Origin of the sequence: Bryocella elongata, from assembly GCF_900108185.1 — a bacterium.
GTDB classification, from domain to species: domain Bacteria; phylum Acidobacteriota; class Terriglobia; order Terriglobales; family Acidobacteriaceae; genus Granulicella; species Granulicella elongata.
The window spans coordinates 81017-105694 of sequence record NZ_FNVA01000008.1 but is presented as its reverse complement, the minus strand read 5'-3'; the positions used below and the strand labels follow the sequence as shown (position 1 = coordinate 105694).

General features: G+C 62.9%; 21 protein-coding genes. 8 read left to right on the top strand and 13 right to left on the bottom strand.

Annotated elements, in window-relative coordinates; all coding sequences use genetic code 11:
- Positions 1 to 77 precede the first annotated feature (77 nt).
- Both C4S68_RS20205 and C4S68_RS20200 read left to right on the top strand, forming a co-directional pair.
- The gene (locus C4S68_RS20205; RefSeq protein WP_160115263.1) at positions 78 to 1145 is read left to right on the top strand and encodes an acyltransferase family protein; all 1068 of its coding nucleotides are present in this window, start codon (positions 78 to 80) and stop codon (positions 1143 to 1145) included.
- Between the two features lie 316 nt (positions 1146 to 1461).
- Positions 1462 to 2541: a DUF3298 domain-containing protein gene (locus tag C4S68_RS20200; RefSeq protein WP_103934936.1), complete on the top strand. Its 1080-nt coding sequence runs from the start codon at positions 1462 to 1464 to the stop codon at positions 2539 to 2541.
- Here C4S68_RS20200 and C4S68_RS20195 read toward each other — a convergent pair.
- The gene (locus tag C4S68_RS20195) at positions 2538 to 2948 is read right to left on the bottom strand and encodes a MerR family transcriptional regulator (protein ID WP_103934935.1); all 411 of its coding nucleotides are present in this window, start codon (positions 2946 to 2948) and stop codon (positions 2538 to 2540) included. The two genes, C4S68_RS20200 and C4S68_RS20195, sit on opposite strands and share 4 nt — an antisense overlap.
- Positions 2949 to 2999: 51 nt before the next feature.
- Between C4S68_RS20195 and C4S68_RS20190 the strand changes: the two genes are divergently transcribed.
- On the top strand, positions 3000 to 4025 hold the full coding sequence (locus C4S68_RS20190) for an SDR family NAD(P)-dependent oxidoreductase (RefSeq protein WP_235011744.1): 1026 nt from the start codon (positions 3000 to 3002) through the stop codon (positions 4023 to 4025).
- A gap of 3 nt (positions 4026 to 4028) precedes the next feature.
- Here the strand turns inward: C4S68_RS20190 and C4S68_RS20185 are convergent, their stop codons facing one another.
- The 6 genes from C4S68_RS20185 to dnaK form a co-directional block, all read right to left on the bottom strand.
- Positions 4029 to 4472: a hypothetical protein gene (locus tag C4S68_RS20185; protein ID WP_160115262.1), complete on the bottom strand. Its 444-nt coding sequence runs from the start codon at positions 4470 to 4472 to the stop codon at positions 4029 to 4031.
- A gap of 68 nt (positions 4473 to 4540) precedes the next feature.
- A complete protein-coding gene (locus tag C4S68_RS20180; protein ID WP_103934933.1) occupies positions 4541 to 5779 on the bottom strand; it encodes a DnaJ C-terminal domain-containing protein in 1239 nt (412 codons plus the stop codon).
- An 11-nt stretch (positions 5780 to 5790) separates the two neighbouring features.
- Complete coding sequence (locus C4S68_RS20175; protein ID WP_103934932.1) at positions 5791 to 6741, bottom strand: Fpg/Nei family DNA glycosylase; 951 nt, start codon at positions 6739 to 6741, stop codon at positions 5791 to 5793.
- 3 nt (positions 6742 to 6744) lie between these two features.
- A complete protein-coding gene (locus C4S68_RS20170; protein WP_235011743.1) occupies positions 6745 to 7017 on the bottom strand; it encodes a hypothetical protein in 273 nt (90 codons plus the stop codon).
- Between the two features lie 465 nt (positions 7018 to 7482).
- Complete coding sequence (locus C4S68_RS20165) at positions 7483 to 7662, bottom strand: hypothetical protein (protein ID WP_103934931.1); 180 nt, start codon at positions 7660 to 7662, stop codon at positions 7483 to 7485.
- A 66-nt stretch (positions 7663 to 7728) separates the two neighbouring features.
- Positions 7729 to 9636 (bottom strand): molecular chaperone DnaK, encoded by a 1908-nt coding sequence (dnaK, locus tag C4S68_RS20160; RefSeq protein ID WP_103934930.1) that lies wholly within the window; start codon positions 9634 to 9636, stop codon positions 7729 to 7731.
- A 260-nt stretch (positions 9637 to 9896) separates the two neighbouring features.
- On the opposite strand from dnaK, the gene C4S68_RS20155 reads away from it, so the two are divergent.
- From C4S68_RS20155 to C4S68_RS20140, 4 genes are all read left to right on the top strand, one after another.
- A complete protein-coding gene (locus C4S68_RS20155; RefSeq protein ID WP_103934929.1) occupies positions 9897 to 10913 on the top strand; it encodes a polysaccharide deacetylase family protein in 1017 nt (338 codons plus the stop codon).
- Positions 10910 to 12610, top strand: coding sequence for an arsenate reductase/protein-tyrosine-phosphatase family protein (locus C4S68_RS20150; protein WP_103934928.1), 1701 nt, complete (start codon positions 10910 to 10912; stop codon positions 12608 to 12610). Before C4S68_RS20155 ends, C4S68_RS20150 begins: the two co-directional genes overlap by 4 nt.
- A 189-nt stretch (positions 12611 to 12799) precedes the next feature.
- Entirely contained in the window at positions 12800 to 13993 is a 1194-nt protein-coding gene (locus tag C4S68_RS20145; protein ID WP_103934927.1) for an acyltransferase family protein, read from the top strand.
- Between the two features lie 130 nt (positions 13994 to 14123).
- The gene (locus C4S68_RS20140) at positions 14124 to 15707 is read left to right on the top strand and encodes a DHA2 family efflux MFS transporter permease subunit (protein ID WP_103934926.1); all 1584 of its coding nucleotides are present in this window, start codon (positions 14124 to 14126) and stop codon (positions 15705 to 15707) included.
- A 135-nt stretch (positions 15708 to 15842) separates the two neighbouring features.
- Here C4S68_RS20140 and C4S68_RS20135 read toward each other — a convergent pair whose 3' ends face one another.
- From C4S68_RS20135 to C4S68_RS20110, 6 genes are all read right to left on the bottom strand, one after another.
- On the bottom strand, positions 15843 to 17921 hold the full coding sequence (locus tag C4S68_RS20135) for a beta-glucosidase family protein (RefSeq protein WP_235011742.1): 2079 nt from the start codon (positions 17919 to 17921) through the stop codon (positions 15843 to 15845).
- A gap of 234 nt (positions 17922 to 18155) precedes the next feature.
- On the bottom strand, positions 18156 to 19826 hold the full coding sequence (locus C4S68_RS20130) for an amidase (protein WP_103934924.1): 1671 nt from the start codon (positions 19824 to 19826) through the stop codon (positions 18156 to 18158).
- Positions 19827 to 20121: 295 nt separating this feature from the next.
- A complete protein-coding gene (locus tag C4S68_RS20125) occupies positions 20122 to 20898 on the bottom strand; it encodes a glucose 1-dehydrogenase (protein ID WP_103934923.1) in 777 nt (258 codons plus the stop codon).
- A gap of 77 nt (positions 20899 to 20975) precedes the next feature.
- A complete protein-coding gene (locus C4S68_RS20120; RefSeq protein WP_103934922.1) occupies positions 20976 to 21503 on the bottom strand; it encodes a gluconokinase in 528 nt (175 codons plus the stop codon).
- A 149-nt stretch (positions 21504 to 21652) separates the two neighbouring features.
- Positions 21653 to 22915 carry a tagaturonate epimerase family protein gene (locus C4S68_RS20115; protein ID WP_103934921.1) on the bottom strand — a complete coding sequence of 421 codons (1263 nt, stop codon included), beginning with the start codon at positions 22913 to 22915 and terminating at the stop codon, positions 21653 to 21655.
- Positions 22916 to 23068: 153 nt separating this feature from the next.
- Positions 23069 to 24094 carry a quinone oxidoreductase family protein gene (locus tag C4S68_RS20110; protein WP_103934920.1) on the bottom strand — a complete coding sequence of 342 codons (1026 nt, stop codon included), beginning with the start codon at positions 24092 to 24094 and terminating at the stop codon, positions 23069 to 23071.
- A gap of 75 nt (positions 24095 to 24169) precedes the next feature.
- On the opposite strand from C4S68_RS20110, the gene C4S68_RS20105 reads away from it, so the two are divergent.
- Complete coding sequence (locus C4S68_RS20105) at positions 24170 to 24622, top strand: MarR family winged helix-turn-helix transcriptional regulator (RefSeq protein WP_200821601.1); 453 nt, start codon at positions 24170 to 24172, stop codon at positions 24620 to 24622.
- The last annotated feature ends 56 nt before the right edge of the window (positions 24623 to 24678 follow it).

The window sequence follows — 24678 nt, the reverse complement described above, 5'->3', positions numbered from 1 at the left end:
CTTGGTTAGTGTATCGAAGTTGTCTCTCCTCAATCCGATACTGGAGGCTGGCAAGAACAGTTGCTACGATAAGGCCCATGCCCAAAGAGCAGACCGGCCCGCTTGTCAACTTGGATTTTGTTCGTTCGTTTGCGGTCGCTCTGGTTGTCATTTCGCACGCCTCCGGCTATGCTCACCGCCCCAGGGTCCTCGGCTATGACATTTGGTTCTTCGGCATCCTGGGCGTCTGCATCTTCTTCGTCCACACCACCTTGGTGCTCATGTGGTCTTTGCAGCGGGACGCAGATACGCTGAGTTTCTATTTGCGCAGGATCTTCAGGCTCTGGCCGCTGTGGGCGGTCGTGTTCGGCCTGTATCTGGGCCTGCACATCGCGGCCTCGCCATACTATGCCTTCGACTTCCGCTACTTCGCGCCAAGGCGCAAGGAAGTCCTCGCAAACATTCTGCTCGTCTTCAATCTCGTCTTCGGTGCCAACGTCGTAGGCGCCTCATGGTCGCTTCCAGTCGAGATGCAGATGTACGTTCTGCTCCCCTTTCTCTTCGCCTACGTCCGGGCTCATCGTTTGCTTTGGCCGCTGCTTGTACTCGATGCTCTGCTCTGCCTTACCGCCTATACCCAACTGCCTGCCATCAATACAAGCCTGCTGTTCTGCGGAGGCCTGTTCCTTCCTGGAGCGATGGCGTACGTCCTGTTTCAGAGGGAAAGAAAGTTGCTTCCATCGTTCCTCTTTCCGCCATGGGTGGTCGCCCTCGTTCTTGCGGTGAACACCTGGGGATCGAAGCAGCAAAATTCCATTCGCGGAGGCTGGATCCTGTGCCTCCTCCTGGGCCTTAGCCTTCCTCACTTTCGGGAGATGCAATCCGCCGTCATCCGAAACGCTTCGGCGATCATCGCGCGGTACTCCTACAGCATCTATCTCGCCCACATCCCTTGCCTGGCGGTCGCGATGCACTACTGGCCAAGAGGCGGCACGGTCGAGCGGACACTCGTCTTTTTCGTCACGCTGACAGCATCCTGCTATCTGCTCTATCACCTGATCGAGGCTCCGTTCATTCGCGTAGGAGCGCGAATCGCACGCCGCCTGAACGGCCGCTCGCGCCTCACGCTCGCACAGCAGACCACGGACCTCAACCCCGCACCCTAAGTTGCAGCTTCCGCTCTGCGTCTGAGCCCGGGCAAGACAGTAGCAATCAGCTCTTCTTCCGCGGCGTCTCCGCCGAAGCCTTCGTCACCACGGCAAGCGACCGCTTCACCGGCGTCAGTCCGTACCGTTCTGCGCCTGCGGCATCCTTGCCAGCATCTCTGTGCGCACGTAGCCCACAAAGATATGCATCAACCGGTGATTCTCTTCCCTGCCTCCGGGCATTTTCCGGCGATGTTCATGCCAGGATCGCGATGGAGCGTCTCATGCGGTGTAAAGTAGGCCTGCCGCAACCGCTGCCCACGGAGAGACACCCAGCATGCGCCGCTTCGCCCTTCTTGTACTAGCCCTCGCCGCTTGGACATCAGCGCACGCCGCCAGTTTCGACTGCAAACTCGCCAAGTCGCCACGCGAAAAGGCCATCTGCGCGGATCCGAGGCTCTCCGATCTCGACACAAAGATCGCTGTCGGCTACAAGACACTGCTCCAGCAGCTTTCCCCCAGGGCTGCTGGAGAGGTTCGCGACGATCAACGCGCGTGGCTGCGCTGGCTCGATCAGTCCTGCCCTCTGCCTGCTTCACCAGAGGACTTCAAGATCGAGACCTGCCTATCCAACGCCTACCAGAGCCGCTTAGAAAATCTTGCCCCTGTGCGAGCCGGAGATGGCAGCTCAGTCTTCTATCCCCGCGCAGCATTCGGCTACAAGAAGGAGAGCGGAGAGACACTCGCCCCCAACGATCCCGGCTTCGGCACCTGCGAGTTCTCCTGGCCGCAGATGGACGCCTCCACACCCAATGCCGCCGCATGGAACGCCGCGGCATACAAGGCCGCCCTCAATCTCGCCCAGGATGATGACAAGAAGCCTCCGGTCGACTTCGCCAGCTACGACTGCGGCGGAGGGACGATCGACATCGACTACGACCTGCTCGCCGCAAACCAGCACATGATCGATGTCTCCTTTTCGGTCGCGACCTACGGATACGGTGCGGCGCACCCGCAGGAAAGCCGAGTGAGCCTCCTTTGGTGGCTGGAACAACGCCGGCTGGTCCAGGTTCAGGACGTCCTCAGCAATGACAATGCCGCGCGAGCCAAGGTCGTCACTCTTCTGGTGTCGCGCTTAAAGGCCAGGATTCAAGACAGCGGCGCCGATGACAAATCCCTCAATGGCTCGACGACGGATGAGCTCGCCAGCACCTCAGAATGGACGCTCTCCAACTCCGGCCTGATGATCACCTTCAATCCCTACGAGGTTGGCCCCTGGGCGCTGGGAGCCCCAACCGTCTGCGCCTCGTGGGCAGACCTGAAGCCTGCGATGAATCCGGCGTTACGCACCCAGGACCTGCCCGCGCTGCTCCCACCTCGCAACGACTTCGCCCCATCCTGCAAAGACAGGAACTAGCTGCTTTTCTTCCGCGTCGCCGCCGGCGCCTTCGTCACCACCGCAATGGGCCGCTTCACCGGCACCAGCCCCGGAGGATTCTGCGCCTGTTGCATCCGCGCCAGCATCTCCGTGCGCACGTAGTCCACGAACCCCTGCATCTGCCGGTTCATCTCTTCCATGCGTTCGCGCATCTGCAGCACCACCGCGATGCCCGCGATGTTCACGCCCAGATCGCGTGCCAGGTTCAGGATGAACTCCAGCCGCTCCAGGTCCTCATCTGTATAGAGCCGAGTGTTGCCATCGGAGCGCGATGGGCGCAACAAACCTTCACGCTCGTACAGCCGCAGCGTCTGCGGATGAATCGCATACATCTCGGCCACCGCCGAGATCATGTACGCGCCCTTGGATTTACGTCGAGTCGCCATCGCGAAAAGGATATACCGCCCGGGCCTGCTTTGCCGCATCCTAATAGACGCATGAAGAACGCAATCACGTTGCTGAAGTCCGTCGCCATGGCCGGGGCCGCCATCACCGGCGCCGGTGTCGCAGGAGCCGTCGTCGGCGGAACCGTCATCGCGGGTCTGGCCTTCAAGGCCCTGCGCTCCCGTCCGCTGGCGGATGGCTCCGTCGTCCTTGTTACCGGCGGATCGCGCGGCCTCGGCCTCGCCATCGCGTCCCGCTTCGCCCGCAACAAGATCCGTCTCGCGCTCGCCTCGCGCAACCGCGCCGAGCTGGAGAAGGCCCAGGCGCAGCTCCTCGCCGAGCACACGCACTTGCGCGCGGAGGACTTCTATCTCATCCCCGCAGACCTCTCCGAGCGCTCCGAGTGCGAGCGCATGGTCGCCGAGACCATCAGCCACTTCGGACGCATCGACATCCTCGTCAACAACGCCGGCATCATCGAGGTCGGCCCCATCGAGTCCCAGACCCTTGAGGCCTTCGAGCGCTCCATGAAGGTCAACTTCCTCGCCGCGCTCTACGCCACCTGGGCGGCCCTGCCGTACATGCGCACCCAGCGCGCAATCAACGTATCGGGTGCCGGCAGCCGCACCCGTGCCCGCATCGTCAACATCGCCTCCATCGGCGGCAAGATGGCCGTGCCCCACATGCTTCCTTATTCCGCCGCGAAGTTTGCGCTGGTGGGCTTCAGCGAAGGCCTGCACGCCGAGATTCGCGAGAAGGGCATCCGCGTCACCACCGTCTGCCCCGGCCTGATGCGCACCGGCGGCGAAGCCCACGCGCAGTTCGTCGGTGACGTGAAGGGCGAGAAGAAGTGGTTCAACCTCGCAGCCACGCTTCCCGTCGTCTCCGTGACGGCGAAGCATGCAGCCAACTGCATCTATCGCGCCACCATGTCGGGTCGCGCCGAGATCACCATCAGCCCGCAGGCCTGGTTGATGGCCCGCACCGCGGGCGTCTTCCCCGAAACCACGCAGCTGGCCAACGCCTTGACCAATCGCTTCGTGCTTCCCAAGGCGCCTGCCGTTGCGCTCAAAGACTAGACACTAGTTCATCAATGGCAATGTGTAGCTGATCTGCGTCGGCCCATGCTGCATCTTCAGAACGAAGTTCCGCGCGCTCGGCGCCGTCACCACCACGAGGTGCTCCGCATCGCTCCACTTCACCGTCATCTTCAGCATGCCCTTTGCATCGGTGCCAGCATCCCCGTGGTTCGAGTCCGCGGCATACACGATCTCGGACTCCTCGATCTTGTCCGGCGAGAAGACGGCACCGGGCTGCAGCAGCGCAATCGTGGTCGTGGCAGCACTGGGGTCGCCGCACTCCTTCTCGTAGAGCACGGCCTTGATCTTCCCATCGGGTGATGGGTACTCCGATGACTCCCGGCTTACACAGCCGCTCCGGCAACCCGACAGAAGCCCTGATGCCAGAAGGCCCGGAGTCGCAAGGCAAAGTGCGATGGCAGCAGTCCGAAGATGCTTTCTCGACATATCAGAGACCTTAGCCCAAATAGAACGGGAAGGGGAGTTGCTCTCCCCTTCCCGTATTGGATGCGTAATCAGACACTCGTCAGCATCTCTTCGCGAGGATCTTCCGGATTGAGCTTCTGCAGCTCGCGGAGGATCTCCTTCGAGCGCTCGTCCTGCACCTTCGGCACCACGATCTTTACCTCGACGATCTGATCGCCCCGAACACCCTCATGCGTCGCATTCGGCACGCCCTTTTCGCGCATCCGCAGCTTCTGCCCCGTCTGCGTTCCGGGCGGAATCTTCAGCTGCGAGCGTCCCACCTCCGCGCCCGTCCCATCGATCGTCGGCACGTCAATCTTCGCGCCCAGTGCGGACTCCATCACCGTCACCGGGACCGTGATGTGGATGTCATCGCCGACCCGGCGGAAGAACTTGTGCTGCTCGACCTTGATGATCAGGTACAGGTCGCCGGCAGAAGCGCCTTCCGTCCCGGCATTGCCCTTGCCCGCGAGCCGAATCCGTTGACCGTCACGCGTACCGGCTTTGATGCGGAAGGTCAGCGGCTCCTTGCGTGTGACCACACCCGCGCCGCTGCAGGTCGAGCAGCTGTGCTGCACCTTCCCCGTGCCGCCGCACTGCGGGCACTGGATGTTGAACTTCATCCGGCCGCCCATCTGGGTCACCTGGCCGGAGCCATGGCACTCCGGGCACTCCATGCTGCCGCCCGTCACGGCGCGCCCTTTGCAGGTCGGGCACTGCTCCTGGCGCTGGATCTCCAGCCGCGCCTCGCCGCCGCGAATCGCCGTCCAGAAGTCGACCTCGACCTGGTACTCGAGATCCGTGCCCGGCTGCGGCCCGCGTGGCTGCCGGGCGCCGCCACCCGAAAACATGCTGCCGAAGACATCGCGGAAGCTTCCGCCGAATCCCTCGTTGGAGCTCTGCCTCCCCGTTCCTCCACCCGAAAATCCCGAGAAGTCGAAGCCGTTGAAGTCGAACGGCATTCCCTGCCCGCCCTGCGCTCCGGCCGCGCCGTAAGCATTCGCAGCAGCAGCGCCGCCCGAACGCGCATACGCTTCGGCCGTCGCAGGGTCGATGTTGTCGGAGTAGAAGCCCAGCTGATCGAAGATCTTCCGCTTCTTCTCGTCGCTCAGCACCTCGTTGGCTTCCGAGATCTCTTTGAACTTCTCCTCAGCCTTCTTGTCGCCCGGATTCACATCCGGGTGGTACTTCCGCGCGAGCTTCCGGAAGGCCTTGCGGATCTCATCCTGCGAGGCCGCCTTCTTCACCCCAAGTACGCCGTAGTAGTCCTTCTGTTGGTTTGCCGCCATAGTCGTCTCACTTACTGTACTGCTACGCCGACCTCGCGGTCAGCGTGTGGTCCTTGCTGGCACACCGGGCACCAGTACAACGTCCGGCCTGCAATGTCCGTCTTCAGCACCTTCGTCCCACAGACGAAGCACGGCTTGCCGTGCCTCCGGTAGACATAATGCGCCTCTTCCTTCAGCGGAAGTCCTGCCTTCTTCGTCGGGCGGTCCTTTGGCCGCGTCGTGATAATCCGCCGGTCGACCATGCCCGCTTTCATCAGCGGAATCGAATCCTTCCATATCCGCTTCAAGCTCGCCACAGGAACCTCGTTCCCCGGCGTCATCGGGTTCAGCCGCTCACGATACAGCAGCTCCGCCCGATAGATATTGCCAATGCCCGCGATCACATCCTGCTCCATCAGCAGTACGCAGATCGGCTTCTTCGTCTTCGCGATGCGCTCGAATGCAGGCCCAGGATCGTCAGGCACATCACCGGCAGGTTCTCCAGTAGAGCCCAAAGGATCCGGCCCCAGCCGCTCGATCAGCTGCTCCCACTGCGCATCCGTCCACACACTGCAGTCGGACGCTCCGCGCAGCTCCAGCCAGTCCACGTTCTCTGGAGCCACCGTGCTGGAGCCATCATCGCTCGAGTACCAGCCGTGCCTCGTCGTCGCCTCCGCCTGGTCCACGCGGGCCCGTGCTCCAGCCCGCCACATCCGCAGCCGCAGCACGCCCTTCACCTCCGCCAGCGGCATCTGGCCCTCAGTCCAGTCGCCATAGCGCCCCAGGTGCACATGCAGAATCCGGTCTTTGCCGAAGACGTAGCCCAGGTGCTTGCCATGCGCGAGCACCTTCTCCAGCACGCGACCATCCAACCGCTCCGTATCCTCGGTGCGGCCGTTGGGGCTCTCCACATGCATCTTCTTACCGACAAAGGCGGAGCGATGTCGCTCCGCCCACCGGTGAATCTCGTTTCCTTCAGGCACCTGTCAGTTCCACACACTCGCGGCCTTGATCGCCTCGACATTGAACATCTTGTCCGGCTCGCTCTCGCCGAGCCTCTTCGCGAACTCATCGGCCTCGTCTTTCGTGGCAAACAATGAGGTGCTGTACAACTTGCCGGCACGCAGCACGCGGCAGCGCCACATCACATCGCTTACCTGCTCGCTGCCAAATCCCAGGCGATAGTCGACGTGTCCCGGCCAGGCGTGATCCATACCGTTGTTGCGATCGCCGTTGCCCTGCTCGTTGATGTTTGCCATGGTACCCACCCCTTCCGGTTTCTGCGTCCTGCCTTGCTGCGCTTCCTGCTCCGCGGAACGTGGCTCGCGCCCTTCGCGGCTTAGTTCTTCGCTGCTTAGTTCTTCGCTGCCGACTGAATCCCGTCCTGCTTCCTCAAACCCTGATCCAGCCGGATCGTTCCGCGCACTGAGTCCGCCACTCTCTATCCGATGCCGCAACCCACAAGCCGTCTCGGAATTGTTCCTGGCTCTGCTCACCGCGCGATCAGAAGCTGGATCGCTCCGTCTCGCCGCGCGCGCAGGCTGCCTTTCCCCGAGATAACTCCGCATCCGGATCACCAGCGCGATGCTAAGCAGAAGTGCGAACTCATAGCCCCAGAACATGGAATCCAACCCCCTGATGCAACGAGGAGGATCTTTGCAACGTCTGCAAAGCTCCTCCTCGACTGTTACTCGTACTACGCACCAGATGGCCGTTTGGTTCTTTCAGCTCAGCGATTCCTTCGCGACCTTGGGGCGCTTGGCGAGCCTGTAAACACTGCGCAGGACATCGCTTTGCGGAAACTGCTCCCCAGCCTCGAACGAAATCTCTTCGAGATGCACTCCCTTAGGGCTGATCAACAGATAGATCCCGGTGTACGGAACGATTTCGCCAGGTCTGTACAAGCGGCCTCCTGAAATTTGTGCATTTGAGCGAGGCCCAATTGTACAAACCTGGCGAGCGGATCGGTGTTACTTGTGGTCCGCGTCTACGTATTCGGCGTCGATCACGCCCTCGTCCTTGGGCTGCTCGGTCGTTCCGGCAGCGGCTGCGCCGCCATCGGTCGGAGCCGCCGCATTAGCCTTGTACACGATCTCTGCAAGCTTGTGGCTGGCAGCGGTCAGCTTCTCGCGAGCCGCTTCCATCTCCGCCTTGCTCGGATCGCCCGAAAGCACGCTCTTGGCATCGGCCAGCGTCGACTCCACCTCGCTCTTGTCGGCTGCGGCAACCTTGTCGCCACCGTCCTTCACGAGCTTCTCGACGTTGTACACCATGGAGTCGAGCTGGTTGCGGGCCTCGATCTTCTCCTTGGCTTCCTTGTCCTCTGCCGCGTGCGCTTCGGCCTCCTTGGCCATGCGCTCGACCTCTTCCTTGCTCAGGCCCGACGAGCTGGTGATCGCGATCTTCGCGTCCTTGCCCGTCGCATTGTCCTTCGCACTCACGTTCAGGATGCCGTTCGCATCGATGTCGAACGTGACCTCGATCTGCGGCACGCCACGCGGAGCCGGCATGATGCCGCCCAGCTTGAACTTGCCCAGCGTGCGGTTCTGGTTCGCCATCGGGCGCTCGCCCTGCATCACGTGAACTTCAACCTCGGTCTGGTTATCAGCCGCCGTCGAGAACGTCTCCGACTTCTTCGTCGGGATCGTCGTGTTGCGCGGGATCATCGCCGTCGCGACACCACCCATCGTCTCGATGGAGAGCGTCAGCGGGGTCACGTCCAGCAGCAACAGGTCCTTCACGTCGCCCGAGAGCACACCGGCCTGCACCGCCGCGCCGATCGCAACGACCTCATCCGGGTTCACACCCTTATGCGGCTCGCGGCCGAACAGCTTCTTCACCAGCTCCTGGATCGCCGGCATACGCGTCTGTCCACCAACGAGAACGACCTCGTCGATCTTGCTCGCGTCGATGCCTGCATCCTTCAGCGCCTGCTTGCAGGGGCCAACCGACTTCTGCAGCAGGTCGTCGACGAGCGACTCCAGCTTGGCGCGCGACATCGTACGCACCAGGTGCTTCGGTCCGCTGGCATCCGCCGTGATGAACGGGAGATTGATCTCCGTCTCCTGCGCCGTCGACAGCTCGATCTTCGCGCGCTCCGCCGCGTCCTTCAGGCGCTGCAGAGCCATTTCGTTGCCCTTCGCCGTCAGGTCGAGACCCGACTCCGACTTGAACTCCGAGATCAGCCACTCGACGATGCGCTGGTCGAGGTTGTCGCCGCCCAGGTGCGTATCGCCGTTGGTCGACTTCACCTCAATGACGCCATCGCCCACTTCCAGGATCGACACATCGAACGTACCGCCGCCGAAGTCATACACCGCGATGGTCTCGTCCTTACCCTTGTCGAGGCCGTACGCGAGCGCAGCCGCAGTCGGCTCGTTGACGATGCGCTTCACCTCGAGGCCAGCGATCTTGCCGGCATCCTTGGTGGCCTGGCGCTGCGCGTCGTTGAAGTACGCGGGAACCGTGATGACCGCCTCGGTCACCGACTGGCCAAGATAGTCCTCAGCAGCCTTCTTCAGCTTCTGCAGGATCATCGCCGAAACTTCAGGCGCGGTGTACTCCTTGCCCTGTGCAACCACCGCAACATGATCGCCCTGCTGCACGACCTTGTAGGGCACCATCTTCATCTCGTCGTTCACTTCATTGGCACGACGGCCCATGAAACGCTTGATCGAGTAAATCGTGTTCTCAGGGTTCGTGATGGCCTGACGCTTCGCCACCTGACCCACCAACCGCTCGCCGTTCTTCGTGAACGCGACGATGGACGGCGTCGTGCGCCCGCCCTCTTCATTGGCGATCACCTTCGGCTCTCCGCCTTCCATGACGGCGACGCAGCTGTTGGTGGTCCCAAGGTCAATTCCAATAATCTTGCCCATGCTCTGATCTCCTGGCCCTGTTCGGGTCCTGCTACTAGCTCGGATGCGGGATCCGAGGAATTCGTGACTTCACCAGTCTCGCATGTGAGTGAGTTATTGTCAACTTTCATGACAAACATTTCCCTACACCCCGAACTCCCTCGCCACCAGAGAATATCGCGACCCGATTTCACCTCCGTCAGCCCCATCCGCACCGCCCGCACGACTCCACGACACCCCACGTATAGTCATTCCTAGGGCTTCCGAGAGGTGACTGCGAGATGGCTGGAAAGAAAGAGCTTGTGGCCCGGCTGGCTGCATCAGCCGGAGTAACGCGGCTCCTCGAATCCCGCCATACCCTGCCCGCACTGCTCGTCCTGAATCTGCATCGCGTGGGCGACGCGGCGGCCACCCCATACGACTCCGGGCTCTTCTCCTGCAGCACCGCGGAGTTTGACGAGCACGTCGCCTTCCTCAAGCAGCGCTTCCCCATCGTCTCCCTCGATGCGGCGCTGGAGCTCCTCCTCGGCGCGACGACGGCCAACGAAACCTCGATCCTCCTCACCTTCGACGACGGCTATCGCGATAACTTCGACGAGGCCTTCCCCGTTCTCACCCGCCACCAGGTCCCGGCTACGTTCTTCCTGCCTACGGCCTTCGTCGGCACCGGGAACGTCCCTTGGTGGGACTCGATCGCCTACCTCGTCAAGTCCTCGACCCGCCCCCGCATCACACTCACGTACCCGGAACCCCGAGAGTTCGACCTTGCGGGTTCCCAGCGCGAGGTCGCCATCCGGGAGATCCTCAACCTCTTCAAGAGTCCCGCGATGGACACCCCGTCGCGCTTTCTCGAGGAACTGGAGCGCGCCTGCGGCTCGTCCCGCCCCTCGACCAGCTCCGAGCGCGCCTTCCTCACGTGGGACGAAGCGCGCATCATGCAACAGGCCGGCATGAACTTTGGCGCCCACACCCACACCCACCCCATCCTGACCAAGCTGTCCCCGGCCGGGCAGTCGGAAGAGTGCGCCACCTCCCGCGCCATCCTCGACCACGAGCTGGGCCGTCCCACCCGGTCGATCGCCTATCCGGTCGGAAGCACGACCGCCTTCAACGGCGAAACGCAGAAGGCCGCCCGCAACGCCGGCTTTGAGATCGCCTTTTCCTTCTATGGAGGAACCAACTCTCTGCCGTCGGCCAATCCCATGGACGTTCGCCGCGAGGCGATCGACAGATCGCTAGGTCCCCTGTTCCGCTTCCGACTGGCATCGCTGGCGTCCACCGGAAGGTCCCGGCTTTGAGCACTCCGGCACTGAACATGCGCACGCAGCCGCGCCGCATTCTCGTCCTGGGAGATGACACCAAGTCCTTTCTTTCGGTGGTCCGCTCCCTGGGAGCAGCAGGTTACGAGGTCCATGCGGCGTGGTGTGCCTACGATCTCCCCACCCTATCCTCCCTGTATCTGCACCGCGTTCACCGTCTCCCGGCGTTCGAGCGCGGCGACGAGGCTCCGTGGATTACTGCCCTCGAAGCCCTCATCCGCGACTTCCGCATCGACCTCGTCCTCCCCACCAACGACCAGAGCGCGCTCCCGCTGCAGCTGAAGCGCAACCGCTTCGAGCCGTTGACCCGCGTCTACCTTCTTCCCGACGAGACCTACCGCCTCTGCGCGGACAAGAACCTCACCTGGGAGCTCGGCGCGTCGCATGGAGTTCCGGTTCCCCGGCAGCAACACGTTGACACCGTCGACCAGGCCTTGCAGGCCGCCGCTGGCTTCGGTTACCCGCTCGTCCTCAAGCCCACCACCTCGGCCACCGAGCAGGATCCCTTCCACCGCCGCCGCGTCCACAAGGTTCGCAGCGAGCCCGAGACCCGCGAAGTCGCTCTCGAGATGTTGCGTTCGGGCCCCGTGCTTGCACAGGAGAACTTCATCGGCGTTGGCGTCGGCGTCGAGGTCCTCTGCGATCACGGAGAAATCCTGCTGGCCTTCCAGCACGAGCGCGTCCACGAGCCGATTCAGGGCGGCGGAAGCTCCTACCGCCGCTGCGTTCCCCTCGAACCCGCCATGCTCGAAGCGACCCGGAAGATGATGCGCTCGATGGACTACACCGGCGTCGCCATGGTGGAGTTCAAGCGCAACACCTCCGACGGCCGCTGGATTCTGGTCGAGATCAACGCCCGCTTCTGGGGCTCGTTGGCGCTCAGCGTCGCCGCCGGCGTCGACTTCCCACTGCACCTCGTGCGTCTGCTCCTGGAGGGCGTGCGGCCCGCGCCGCAGACCTATCGCAACAACATCTACTGTCGCCACTGGTCGACCGATATCCAGTGGTTCCTCGCCAATCTTCGCGCCGACAAACGCAACCCCGAGCTCCAGACCCGTACCTTCGCCGCCATCGCGTCCGAGCTCTGGAACATCGTCACCCTCCGCGAGCGCAGCGACACCTTCCAGCTCCGCGACCCGCGGCCGGCATGGCAGGACCTCGGGCAGTATCTCGAAGAAAAGCTCTTTCGCGTCCTCAAGATGCTCAGCCCCTACCGGCAGCAACGCCAGCGACGCCTGCGCCTGCTCTTCGCAACCTCGAAGACCATCGCCGTCTGCTGCCACGGCAACATCTGCCGCAGCCCCTTCGCGGCGCAGCTGCTGGAGTCCTCCGGCCGGACGATCCTCAGCCGGGGCTTCCTCCCCTTGCCCGGTCGACGCTCGCCACGGAACGCCGTCACCGCGGCTGCCGCGTTCGGGGTCGACCTCGAGCCCCACCGCTCCGCCGTCCTGACGCTGGACGAAGCCCGTTCCGTGGACATGATCCTCCTCTTCGACCGCCAGAACTGGCTCTCACTCCGCGCTCTCGATCCCAGCCTTCTCGCACGGGCTGCCTTTCTGGGAGCTGCCGACCCCTCCGGGCCGCTCGAGATCTCCGACCCCTACGGCGGCGACCTGTCCGAGTTTCAGCTCTGCTATCAGCGCATCCGCGACGCTGCGCAGCAGCTTCAGAGCTAATCAGCCCTCCGCACTCAGGCTGCCGGGCCGGAAATCGGTCGTTGCGCGCCCCGTCCCGTCGCGTCCCTGTCCAAAGATGCATCTCATGGGAGACAACTCAGAACTGCGTGTGTCCGGAATGGCATTCTGCGCTTACGTCTCCGGCCCTCGCCCCATATCCCACTTGAAGCCCCGTATCTCAAATCACCTATGGCGACTCTTGACTGGGCCCCGCAGCGGACCGCAGCCAACCCCCGAAGTGTGAACCGTGATCCCGCGCTCGACGGCATGCGCGGCCTCGCGGTACTGGGCCTGCTCTTCATTGGGACCTGCGGACCGCTCGCCGACGGAACCTCCGGACACCCGCTCCTTCAGACCGTCGCCAGCCCCTTCTGGGCTGCGGGCCTTGTCTTCCTCACGCTCTCCGGCTATCTGCTCACCGGCGGTCTCTGGGAGACGCTGCACCAGCCCGACGGCCTGCACCCTGCGCACTGGCTCCGGAACTTCTACGCCCGCCGGGCGATCCGCCTCTTCCCGCTCTACTACCTCGTGCTGCTCGTCGCGACCGCGCTTGCCGTCGCCCGCGGCACCCGGCTCGCCGACGTAGGCCCGCTCAAGCTCTACGCCTGGTTTCTGCAGAATCTCCCCTTCCTCACCGAGCCCGCCAGCCAGCAGCCATCGCCTCTGCCGATCGGCCACCTCTGGATGGTCGCAATCCTCTTCCAGCTCGCCTGCGCGTGGCCGCTGCTCATGCTCACCGTCAATGCCCGGCGCAGCGCCATGAAGCTCGCCGCAGGACTCACCCTCGTCTCCGTCGCCTTCTGCTGGGCCGTCTGGGGACTGCCCTTTCTCGGGCCGATGGTCCGCAATCACGTCTTCGACCAGTTCCCACTCACCTACGCTTCTGTCTTTGGTCTCGGTGGCATGGTGTACCTCGCTCCGGGCTTTTCCTGGCATCGACGACTCGTATCCCGTCTGCCGATCCTGCTCATCACCGGCCTGGCGGGCTTCTACCTGGCAGGAGTCCTCGGCGGGCACTTTGCGCGAAACTCCCGGCCCATGTTCCTGTTCGGAATTCCTTCCGCCGGAATCGCAGCCGCCGCTCTCCTCGGACTCGCGCTCGAGGATGGCCCTCTTCGCCGCGCCCTCGGACGGCCTCCGTTGAACTACATCGGAAGATTCAGCTACGGCATCTTTGTCCTTTCACCACTCCTCCAGCATTCGACGAACAAGATCGCCGGTTACATCGCTCCCAGTGGGAGTGCACCCTTCCTCGCCGCACGCTTCGTCCTGCTCGTCGTACTCAGTTTTGCCGCTGCGCTGCTATTGTTTGAGCTCATGCAGGCTCCCTTGCTTCGACTGAAACGGCGATTTCCGATCCAGCCGGTTGTCGTCCGTCCATAAACCACTGCTCTTCTACAAGATTGGGCCCTTCGAAGTTCACGCTCCCCGAGTCCTCTTCCCGAGCTCCGCATCCAACTGGAGATCAGGTCGTGCCCCTCCAACCCAATGAACCGGAGATGCCCAGTCACCCATGGCTGCAGCTAGCGCAACCGCTCCTCCAGACCAGTCCCAGCTCGCCGCGCAGGGCGTAAATCCGTGGCTCATCGCAGCCTCGGTCATGCTCGCGACGTTCATGGAGGTGCTCGACACCGCCATCGCCTCGGTGGCGCTGCCCTACATCGCCGGTTCGCTCTCCGCCTCCAATGACGAAGCCACATGGGTGCTCACCAGCTACCTGGTCGCCAACGCCATCATCCTGCCGGCCTCCAACTGGTTCTCGATGAAGTTCGGCCGCAAGCGCTTCCTGATGACCTGCGTCCTCATCTTCACCATCTCCAGCTTCGCCTGTGGAGCCGCCCCTTCGCTGGGCTTCATCCTGCTGGCCCGCGTCGTCCAAGGAGCCGGCGGCGGAGCGCTGCAGCCTCTGTCCCAGGCCATCCTCCTTGAGAGCTTCCCACCCGCCAAGCGCGGTGCGGCCATGGCCGTCTTCGCCTTCGGCGTCGTCGTGGCCCCCGTCCTCGGACCAACCCTCGGCGGCTGGCTCACCGACACCTACTCCTGGCGCTACGCCTTCTACATCAACATCCCCATCGGCCTGCTTGCGCTCTACATGATCAACCGCTTCGTCCACGACCCGGCGTACATCAAGCAGGCCAAAGCGCCAAAGTTCGACACCATCAGCTTTGCCACCCTCGTCGTCTGGACCGGGGCCCTCCAGGTCATCCTCGACAAGGGCCAGGAGGACGACTGGTTTGGCGCGACATGGATCCGCTACGCCGCCGTCGCACTCATCGCCAGCTTCGCCTGGTTCACATACCGCTCCTGGACACACAAGGACGCCCTCGTCGACCTCAAGGTCCTCAAGGATCGCAACTTTCTCCTCGGCTCCATCCTGATCTTCCTCTTCGGCATCGGCATCTACTCCACCGTCACCGTGCTGCCGCTCTTCTACCAGGAGTTGCTCGGCTACACCGCCTTCACCGCTGGACTTGTCGTCGCTCCGCGTGGCCTCGGCGCGATCTGCGGTATGCCCGTCATTGGCTACCTCAGCAACAAGATCGACCCGCGCTACCTGCTGACCTTCGGCTTCGTCGTCTTTGGCTCGACCACGCTCTACTTCGGCTCCATCACCACCGACATCTCGCCGACGACGCTCTTCCTGCCCATCCTCATCACCGGCTTCGGCCTCAGCTTCGTCTTCGTGCCCATCTCCACCGCCGCCTACGGCACGCTGAAAAACGACCAGATCGGCAACGCCAGCGGCGTCTTCAACCTGATGCGGAACATCGGCGGCTCCATCGGCATCTCCATCGCCACAACGCTGCTCACCCGCCGCTCCGATGTCCACCAGAACGAGATCCTGAGCAACTCACAAAGCGTCGGCCTCGGCACCCAGCTCCACGCGCTCACCGGCTTCCTCTCAGGAAGCTACGGGGCAGCCAACGCCACCGCTCCGGCGCAGGCAACGCTCTACCGCTCACTGGAGCAGCAGGCCTCACTCTGGAGCTTCATCGACGTCTTCCGCTGGCTCTCGCTGCTCTGCTTCTTCTGCGTGATCGTGGTCTGGTTCTTCAAGAAGGTAAAGCCCGGCAAGGGCCCAGCCGGCGCCCACTAGCCGCGACGGACGGAGCTGTGAAGGACTCTGAGCCACCTCGCTCGCAGCTCAGCGTCCGCGCAGCGGGCGACCTCAAACCTCATCGCTCTACAGAAACCCTCGCCAATCAAGGCAACGCCCCGAAGGCCGTAAGCCCTATCGCACCGAGAACTCCGCCTTCAGCGGCAGCTCCGCCGAACTCGGCCCCGCCGCCACGCGATACACACCCGCGGGCTGGTTCCACTTCTTCGCACCCTCATCCCAAACACTCATCGCCGAGCGCTCGAGCCTGATCTTCAGCACGCGCTTTTCACCCGGCGCCAGCTCCACCTTCTGCCAGCCCACCAGCCGCTTCCACGGCTCTCCGGCAGAGCTCGGAATCCACGCATACACCTGCGCAACCTCCGCGCCCTTGCGACTGCCCGTGTTCGTCAGAGTCAGCGTCGCCAGCAACCCATCCTCGCTCACATGCAGATCCTCATAGCGAAAGCTCGTATACGACAGCCCGAAGCCGAACGGAAACAGCACCGGCCTGTTCTTCGACTCGTACCACTTGTACCCGACCGCTGCCCCCTCGATGTTGTAGTCCACCTTGAAGCTCAGCGTGCCGTTCACCACCGGAGGCGGAGGCTTCGCAATCGCCGCCCGCGGCAGCTCGCTCTCGTTCATCGGAAAGGTCATCGGCAGCTTGCCCGAAGGATTTACGTCACCAAAGAGAAGGTTCGCCACCGCATCCGCGCCCGAGCTTCCGGCAAACCACGCCTCCAGTACCGCAGGAGTCTTCGCGAGCCAGGGCATCGTCACCGCACTTCCAGTCTCCAGCACAACAATCGTGCGCGGATTCGCTGCCGCCACAGCTGCAATCAGCTTGTCCTGTCCATCCGGCAGCGACAGGTTCGGCAGGTCATAGTCCTCCGACTCCCACTGGTGCGCAAAGACAATCGCCACCTCAGCCCGCTGAGCCTGCGCCACAGCTTCGGCGTTGTTCTCACCCGAGGCAAAGCTGAACTGCGCCTGAGGAGCCTTCGCCTTCAGCGCCAGCAGAGGAGAAGTCGGAAACCACACATGCGCCTTCCAGCGGCGCCCCGCAGGCTCACCCGGAGGGTCCACCTGCGCCGACCCACCACCCGAGATCATCCCCGTATCCGCATGCATCCCGATCACCGCCACCGAACGCAGTGCGGCACGGTCCAGCGGCAACACACCGCCTGCGTTCTTCAGCAGCACCGCGCTCTGCTCCTCCGTGCGCCGCGCCACCTCGAAGCCATGCTTCACATCGACGACCGACTTCACCACCGGATCGTCCACAATGCCTGAAGCAAACTCCGCTTGCAGCACATGCAGCACGTGCCCATCCAGCTGCGCCATCGGAACCTGACCACTCTCAACGGCCTTCTTCAGCGCGGGCCCGAAGAACTCGTCGAGCGGCTGCTCCTGGTCCAACCCCGCAGCCGAAGCCGCCACCGTCGAGTGCGTCGCCGCCCAGTCCGAAACGACAAATCCCTTGAAGCCCCACTCCTTGCGCAGCACCTCGGTCAGCAGCCACGGACTCTCGCACGCGTACTTGCCGTCCACCCCGTTGTAGCTGCACATCACAGCGTTGGGATGGCCCTCCCGCACGCCAATCTCGAACGCGAGCAGATCACTCTCATGCGCCGCCCGTTCGCCGATCAGCGAGTCAACCTCCTGCCGCCCGCTCTCCTGCCCATTGAAGGCATAGTGCTTGATGTCGGAGATCACGTGCTGCTCGCCTTCGCAGCGTATGCGAGCGCCGCCCATGGTACCCGCCAGTACCGGATCTTCGCCCATGTACTCGAAGGTGCGTCCGTTGCGTGGATCGCGGGTGATGTTCACGCCACCACCCAGCGTCATGTTGTAGCCCTGCGCCCGCAGCTCCTGCCCGATCAGCGCTCCATACGCGCAGGCCGCCTCCGGATCCCAGCTGGCCGTCGAGCCCAGGTTCGAAGGCAGTGCCGTCGAGTAGCGCCCGTTGCTTGCGCTCGCACGCACGCCATACGCCGCGTCGCTCTGCTGGATCACCGGGATCCCCAGCCGCGGCACGCCCAGCACAAACCCCGCCCCGCCATTCGACATGTACTGCAGCGCCTTGATCGCGGGCGACATCCCTTGCCAGTCCCGCATGCCTTCGCCATGCAGCAATCCGATCTTCTCGTCGAGCGTCATCTCCTTGAGCACAAGCTCGGCGCGCTTCTCCGGCGCAAGAGCCTTGTTCATCCATGGCTGCACGTTGGGCTTTGCAGGCTGCTGCGCGCTCAAACACCCAAGACAAACGCTTAATGAGAGCACGGGCACGACACGTGGGAGAGAAAACCAAGGCATGCCCGCAATGATACACAGGCCGCACGATCCGCTGCCGACCTCGTAAGTCACCCCCACAAGTCATCGCGCCTCGACAGCGAACTGTCGAGGCGCGAGAGGTCTTCCGTTGATGGCCGTTGACGACAATTCCTAGCTGGGCTTCTCCGTCGCTCCCGGCTTCTCTTCGCCGGGGGCCGGAGCTGCCGCAGGCGCAGCAGGAGTGCGGCCGCCACCAGCCCCAGGTGCCGGAGCTCCTTCAATGATCGGGGGCACGGGCGTCTCCGCCGTCAGCGTCGGCACCCGCTTGTGCCAGTCCGTCGCCTGCTGGTACGCATACGCCAGCGCCAGCACCCTGCCCTCCTGGAAGTGCGGCGCCGCGATCATCAGCCCAATCGGCAACCCCGCCTTCGTAAAGCCGCAAGGTAGCGAGATCGCCGGCACACCAAACAGGTCGAACGCACGCGTGTTCGTGCAGCCGCCGCCCGTCTCGAACCAGTTGTAGACCTTGCCCGTCGGCGGGCCGCTGCGGTTCTGCTGCGCCAGTGAGTCGTTGATCTTCCCCGCCTGCATCGGTGTCGTCGGCACCACCACCACATCGAAGTTGGTGAAGTGCGAATCGATCATCCGCCGCGTCGTCGCCAGCTGCTCATGCGCCTTCACGCTCTCCATCGCCGTCGCAAATCTCGTACCCGGCGCCGGGTTCTCCATCGCCGCAAAACGTGTGCGATCCGGTCCCATGTAGTTGATGCCGTACTTCTCGATCAGCTCGTGGTGGTACTCCTCCTGCTCGCCCGTGGTGTCGCCGATCAGCCCCTCCCACAAGGGAGCTTCGGACGTCACACCCGCAGTAAGGCCCTTCAGCACCTCGAGCGCAGCCTTCACCGCCGCGTCGATTTCCGGGTCGACGTGATCGTAGTAGCTCTGCGGTGTGCCAATACGCAGCGTCTTCACCGGCTGATGCATCTCCTTCACGTAGTCGACTGGCGTACTCGGCACGCTATAGATGTCCAGCGGGTCATAGCCCGCCATCTGCCCCAGCATCAGCGCCACGTCCTCAACCGTGCGCGCCATCGGACCACAGTGATCCGCCGATGCCCGGCAAGGGATGATGCCGCGAATCGATACCAGGCCAATCGTCGGCATCAAGCCCACCGTGCCGCACCATGCGCTCGGGCAACGGATGCTCCCACCCGTATCCGTACCCAGCGCACCGGGTACAAGATATGCCGCCAGCGAAGCGGCCGAGCCCGACGACGATCCACCCGTGATGTGATCCAGCGCCCACGGATTGCGCGCGGGGCCAAAGTACGAGATATCGCCCGTGCAGCCAATCGCGAACTCATGCAGGTTCGCCTTCGCGATGATGATCGCGCCGCTCTTCTTCAGCTTCGCGACAATCGCGGCATCCTCAGTGGGGATGCGGTCCTTGAACATCGGGCTCGCCGCCGTCGTCCGCGTGCCGGCCGTGTCGATGTTGTCCTTCAGCGCCAGCGGAATACCGTGCAGCGGCCCGCGGAACTTGCCGGCCTTCTGCTCCGCATCCAGCACCTCGGCCTGCGCCAGCGCCTCTCGGCCCATCACGGTGACGATCGCGTTCACCTTGGGATTGATCGCGTTCATGCGCTCCAGGAACGCCTTCACCAGCTGCGTCGACGTCACCTGCTTCGCATGGATCATGTCCGAGAGCTCCGTCAGCGTCTTCGACGTCAGCGGGCTCGTCCCGCCCGCGACATCGGCCTCCATCGGCCAGCTGTGCAGCAAACCATTCGCCACCACCGCACCACCACACAGCCGCGTGAATCCACGACGAGTCAGCTTCATTCCTGCGCTCTCCTTCGACCTCAAAATCCAGATGGCACCCGCGCGATACACCTCTCCCCGGAAAGCATGAAGCCTTCATGAGGCCTGAAGAATCCAGACCAGCCCGGGGGAACATCGCTGCAAGTGTGGCTACAGGCTATCGGGTTGCGGACATCTCGGCAAGCGAGACAACCGCACCTCTCCTTATCTTTCGCCACAAACACCAAGGGCCGCATGCATCCTCTGCACACGGCCCTCGAAATCGGGATTCTAAAGCTGGGAGCCAGAAGCTAGGAGCGAGAAGCTCGCATCTCCCCTACTGATTCACGCCGCTAGCCAGGAACCCACCATCCACCACGATGATCTCGCCGGTCACGAACGAGCTGGCGTCAGATGCCAGATAGACCGCAGAACCCACCAGCTCCTCGGTCTTGCCAAACCGAGCCATCGGGGTGCGCATCAGCAGCTCTTTGCCACGATCGCTCTCATCCAGCAGCTTCTGGTTCAGCGCCGTCCGGAACACACCCGGAGCGATCGCATTCACCGTCACGCCCTTCGAGCTCCACTCCACCGCCAGCGACTTCGTCAGCGCACCCACCGCCGCCTTCGAGCACGCATACGCCGTCACTTCCTTCAGCGACACAAACGTGTTCAGCGAAGCGATGTTGATGATCTTCCCGAAGCCCTGCTCCAGCATCACCTTGCCGAAAATCTGGCACGCGCGCAGCGTTCCGGTCACGTTCGTGTCCATGATCGCGTTCCACTCTTCCTCCGGAAAGTCGAGGGTGGACGCACGCTTGATGCGGCCCGCGCAGTTGATCAGGATATCGACCTTCCCGAACTCCTTGATCGTCTCATCGCACAGCGTCTGCAGTGTGGTGCGATCAGCCACGTCGGAGGTCAGGCGAAGCGTCTTGCCGCCGGCAGCTTCGATCGCCTTCGCGGCCTCTTCCACCTGCTCCGCGCGACGCGATGTCGCCACGACGGCAGCACCAGCCTCAGCCAGGCCAATCGACATCGCGAGCCCAATACCCGAGGTACCACCCACCACAACGGCAACTTTGCCGGTCAGATCGAAGAGATTCTTTGCCATCGCTGTTACTCACTCCTTAGATGTCGGAACAAATCATGCTTTTGTTAAGGGCACGGCTTCAGCCGTGCCGTAAAAGCTCAAGAAGAGGTCGCGGCTTTAGCCGCTGAGGTACCCTCCGCACCCAACTTGCTCAAAATCTCATCCGCCACCACCTCGGGTGCACGGTCGTTGATCACGTGCAGCGCATCCGCAGGAGGCTCCAGCGTCGCAATCTGGCTCGCGAGCAGGTTGGGGTTCATGTATTCATGCTTGCGCTGCGCCAGCCGATCCGCGATGAGCTCCTTCGCTCCATCCAGCCACACGAAGTGAAGCTGCCCCTCAGGCAGACCCGCGGCCAGGGTCACGCGGTACTTCTCCTTCAGCGCAGAGCAGGCCAGCACACCACCCTTGCCGCTCTCTTGCCAGCCGCGCATCACGCGGTTCAACTCTTCCAGCCACGGCTGACGGTCGTCATCATTCAACGGATGCCCCGCCGCCATCTTGTCCTTGTTCGCCTTGGGGTGGTAGTCATCCGCATCGGCAAACACCGTCCCCAGCCGCTCCGCAATGAGCGTACCGATCGTGCTCTTGCCGCTGCCCGTGACTCCCATCAGGATGACAATCATGCAAAGCTCCAACGCCTATGAAGAAAGACCTTCCCCGCGCTCAGGATGACACCAAGAAATCGCAAAGTTGGCAAGGAAAAAGTTCGGAGCAACAACAAGCTCCAGACAGGCAACGGCGCGCCCCGTGAAAGCAGCGCGCCGTCCCGTGCTTACTTACCCAGGAACACCGGCACAATATGACGATCGTAGATGTTGGTCGTCACGTTCTTCGCGACCACATCCTCATTCGCCTCCAGCGCCTTCAGGTACTTGTCGCCCATCTTCGCCGCAACCTTGAAGCCCACATGCAGCAGCTGGCGGAAGCTCGAGTTGTAAGCCGGGTTCGACTGGTCATGACGCAGCGCGCTCGTGTACTGCTCGCTCGTCCAGCCATTCACCTCTTCCACGCTCGGCAGCTTCGCATAGTCGATGTCGATCACCGTCGCATACGGCTTGCAAAGCTCCTCCGCATGAGCAAAGGCCTCCGCATACACTTCCTTCGCGATCGCCAGGCCTTCACCACCAGCCTCAGCCAGGCCAATGAGCTCTTCGAGCCACGTCGTGCCCGCAGTCTTCAGATGAACGCCCGCGTCGAACTTCGTGATCGCCGTGTGGATCGCCTTGTAGATCGAGAACTTGTCCGAGCCCGAGTGCACGCTCAGCTTGAGATTGTCCGGCAGCCCATAGCGCTTGATCGCAAAGTCGATCGCCGCCAGGTCTTCCTCGAACTCCTTCGTGAACTGCGGCACATCGCCGACGTAGTCCACACCCTTGTTGAAGCGGCCCGTAAACTTCGGAGCAATCGTCTGGATCGGAATCTTCTCATCCGCAATCGCAGCAAGGATAATCAGCAGCTCCACTGGCGTCTGCGGCAGGTCGGTCTCGTCCATCGAAACCTCCGCCACAAACTTGCCTTCGCCCTTCGCTTCCAGAATGTGGCGATAGATCTTGCCCGCATCCTTCACCGCCGCCAGGAACTTGTTCGCCACGCCCTTCACAAACGCCACATCGGTCTTGAACGGCTCGGCGATGCGCGGGATGCGAACCTCGCCCACCAGCTCCGGATGCGCCGCCACGAACGCCTCGACATCAGCCTCAGCCGCGGGCTTGCCAATCTCTTCTGCCACATCGATCGTGTAGAAGTCGCAGGGCGCCAGGAAGCGGTCCACCGTCTTCAGCGTGATGTGATCGGCATCCAGGAAGTACTGGCCCTTGAAGCCCAGCTCCTTCACCGCAGCATCCGCAGCCTCGCGCGTCTGTGTGGGCTCCGTGCCGATGATCATGTGCTCGCGGTTCGACTTGTTCCATACGATCGCGATGTCGACGCCCTGCTCCGCCGCCTTCATCACCGCCGCTAACTGCGCCTTCGCCTGATGCGCAAAACGATCACCCGTGCCGATGCTGTACTTCGGCAGCTTCAATGCTTCCGCCATACCAATTCTCCTGCTGAATCAAAACTTGAGACGAGGCCCGAAGGGCCAGGGCCACGAGAGCAACGCTCTCCAGAATATGCCCACGCAGTCAGACCGCGCAATGGGAGAGTCAGACAGGTCGAAAATTAGCAGCTCCCCCGTCGATCCACGGCCCTACGAGGGACTCATCAGGAACACGGTCCGCTTCCTGCTGTCATCCAAAGGCCAGCCTCGCTCCACGCTCGAGAGCGGCAAAGGAGTCGTCGCAATCTTCAGCCCAGCAGGCACCGCGGCCTGCATCAGCTCACGCACCGAAGCCACCAGCCTCTCCATCGGTATACTCCCAATCCCGCACCCCATCAGCTCAATCGCCGACGACCGAAGCACCGCACCCGGCAACGACACCTCCGCCCCACCCACCGACCCGATGTGCACAAACCGGATCGGCACCGCCTCTGGAGCCTCCTTGGCCGCAGCAATCAGCACCGTCCGCGCACTCTCACCCCACAGATAGTCCAGCACCACATCCACACCCTCAGCAAACTGCTCCTTGAGCGTCTCCTCCAGACTCAGCTCCGATCCTTGGGTGGCCCATCCTTCGACAGCCCCACCGTCGAAGGGTGGGGTCCCATGCCCATGCTCTCCAGATAGCGGAATCACAACGTCGGCCCCCAACCCCGCCACCTCGCGCAGAGCCTCCTCATTACGCCCCGTTGCAATCACCTTCTTCGCTCCCATCCACTTCGCAATCTGCACCGCCAGCCGCCCCGCCGTGCCCGTCGCTCCATTCACCAGTACCGTCTCTCCAACCTTCAGCCGCGCCCGCTCCCGATACGCCGCCCACGCCGACATCCCAGGATTCGCAATCGCCGCCGCCGTCACGTCATCCAGCTCATCCGGCAGCGCAATGCACTGTTCCGGCCGCACCACCACCCGCTCCGCCATCGCACCAAACGGCGCGCGAGGCATCACGAAATACACTCGCTTTCCGCTCGCCAGCCTCCCCACCCCATCAATCCCTGCCACGAAGGGATACTCCCCTGCCGAGCTGTAATGCGACCCAGCCGCCCGGCTCTTCGTCACATGGCTCATCGACGACGCCGTCACCGTAATGAGTTCCTGCCCTTCCCGCACCACTGGCTCCGCAAACTCGCCATACACCGGCGTCTGCCCCGCTCCCTGAACAATCGCAGCCTTCATCGCACGTCTCCTCTTCACGTCAATATGTGTACAATGCACATATATCGGAGGCCCTGCATGGCGTCAAGAAAAAACGTGCAAACTACACATATTTCCACCCAGCTGCGCGAGCTGCACCGCGCCACACTCGACATCGTCAGCGCCATGAACAAGCCTCAGCGCGATGAAGTCCTCATCCGCGAAGCAGGCATCCCGCTCGATCGCGCCCTATTTCCCCTGCTTGTCGGAGTCGAACGCTTCGGCCCCATCGGCGTCGTCGATCTCGCCTACCGCGCCGGCCGCGACTACACCACCGTCAGCCGCCAGGTCGCCAAACTCGAAGAGCTAGGCCTCGTCAAACGCCAGCCCAGCAAGTCCGACCGCCGCGTCCGTGAAGCCGCCATCACGCCTAAGGGCAAGGCCATGACGAACCTCGTAGACGCCGCCCGCGAACGCCTCGGTCGAGTCATCTTCAAAACCTGGGAACCCGATGACCTCGACGACTTAGTCCGCCTCATGCGCCGCTTCGCCGACGCCCTCCAGCAGTAGCCACGCATAGGATCAGCACCAACCGGGTGCCCCATATCTCGAAGAGATGTGGGCTA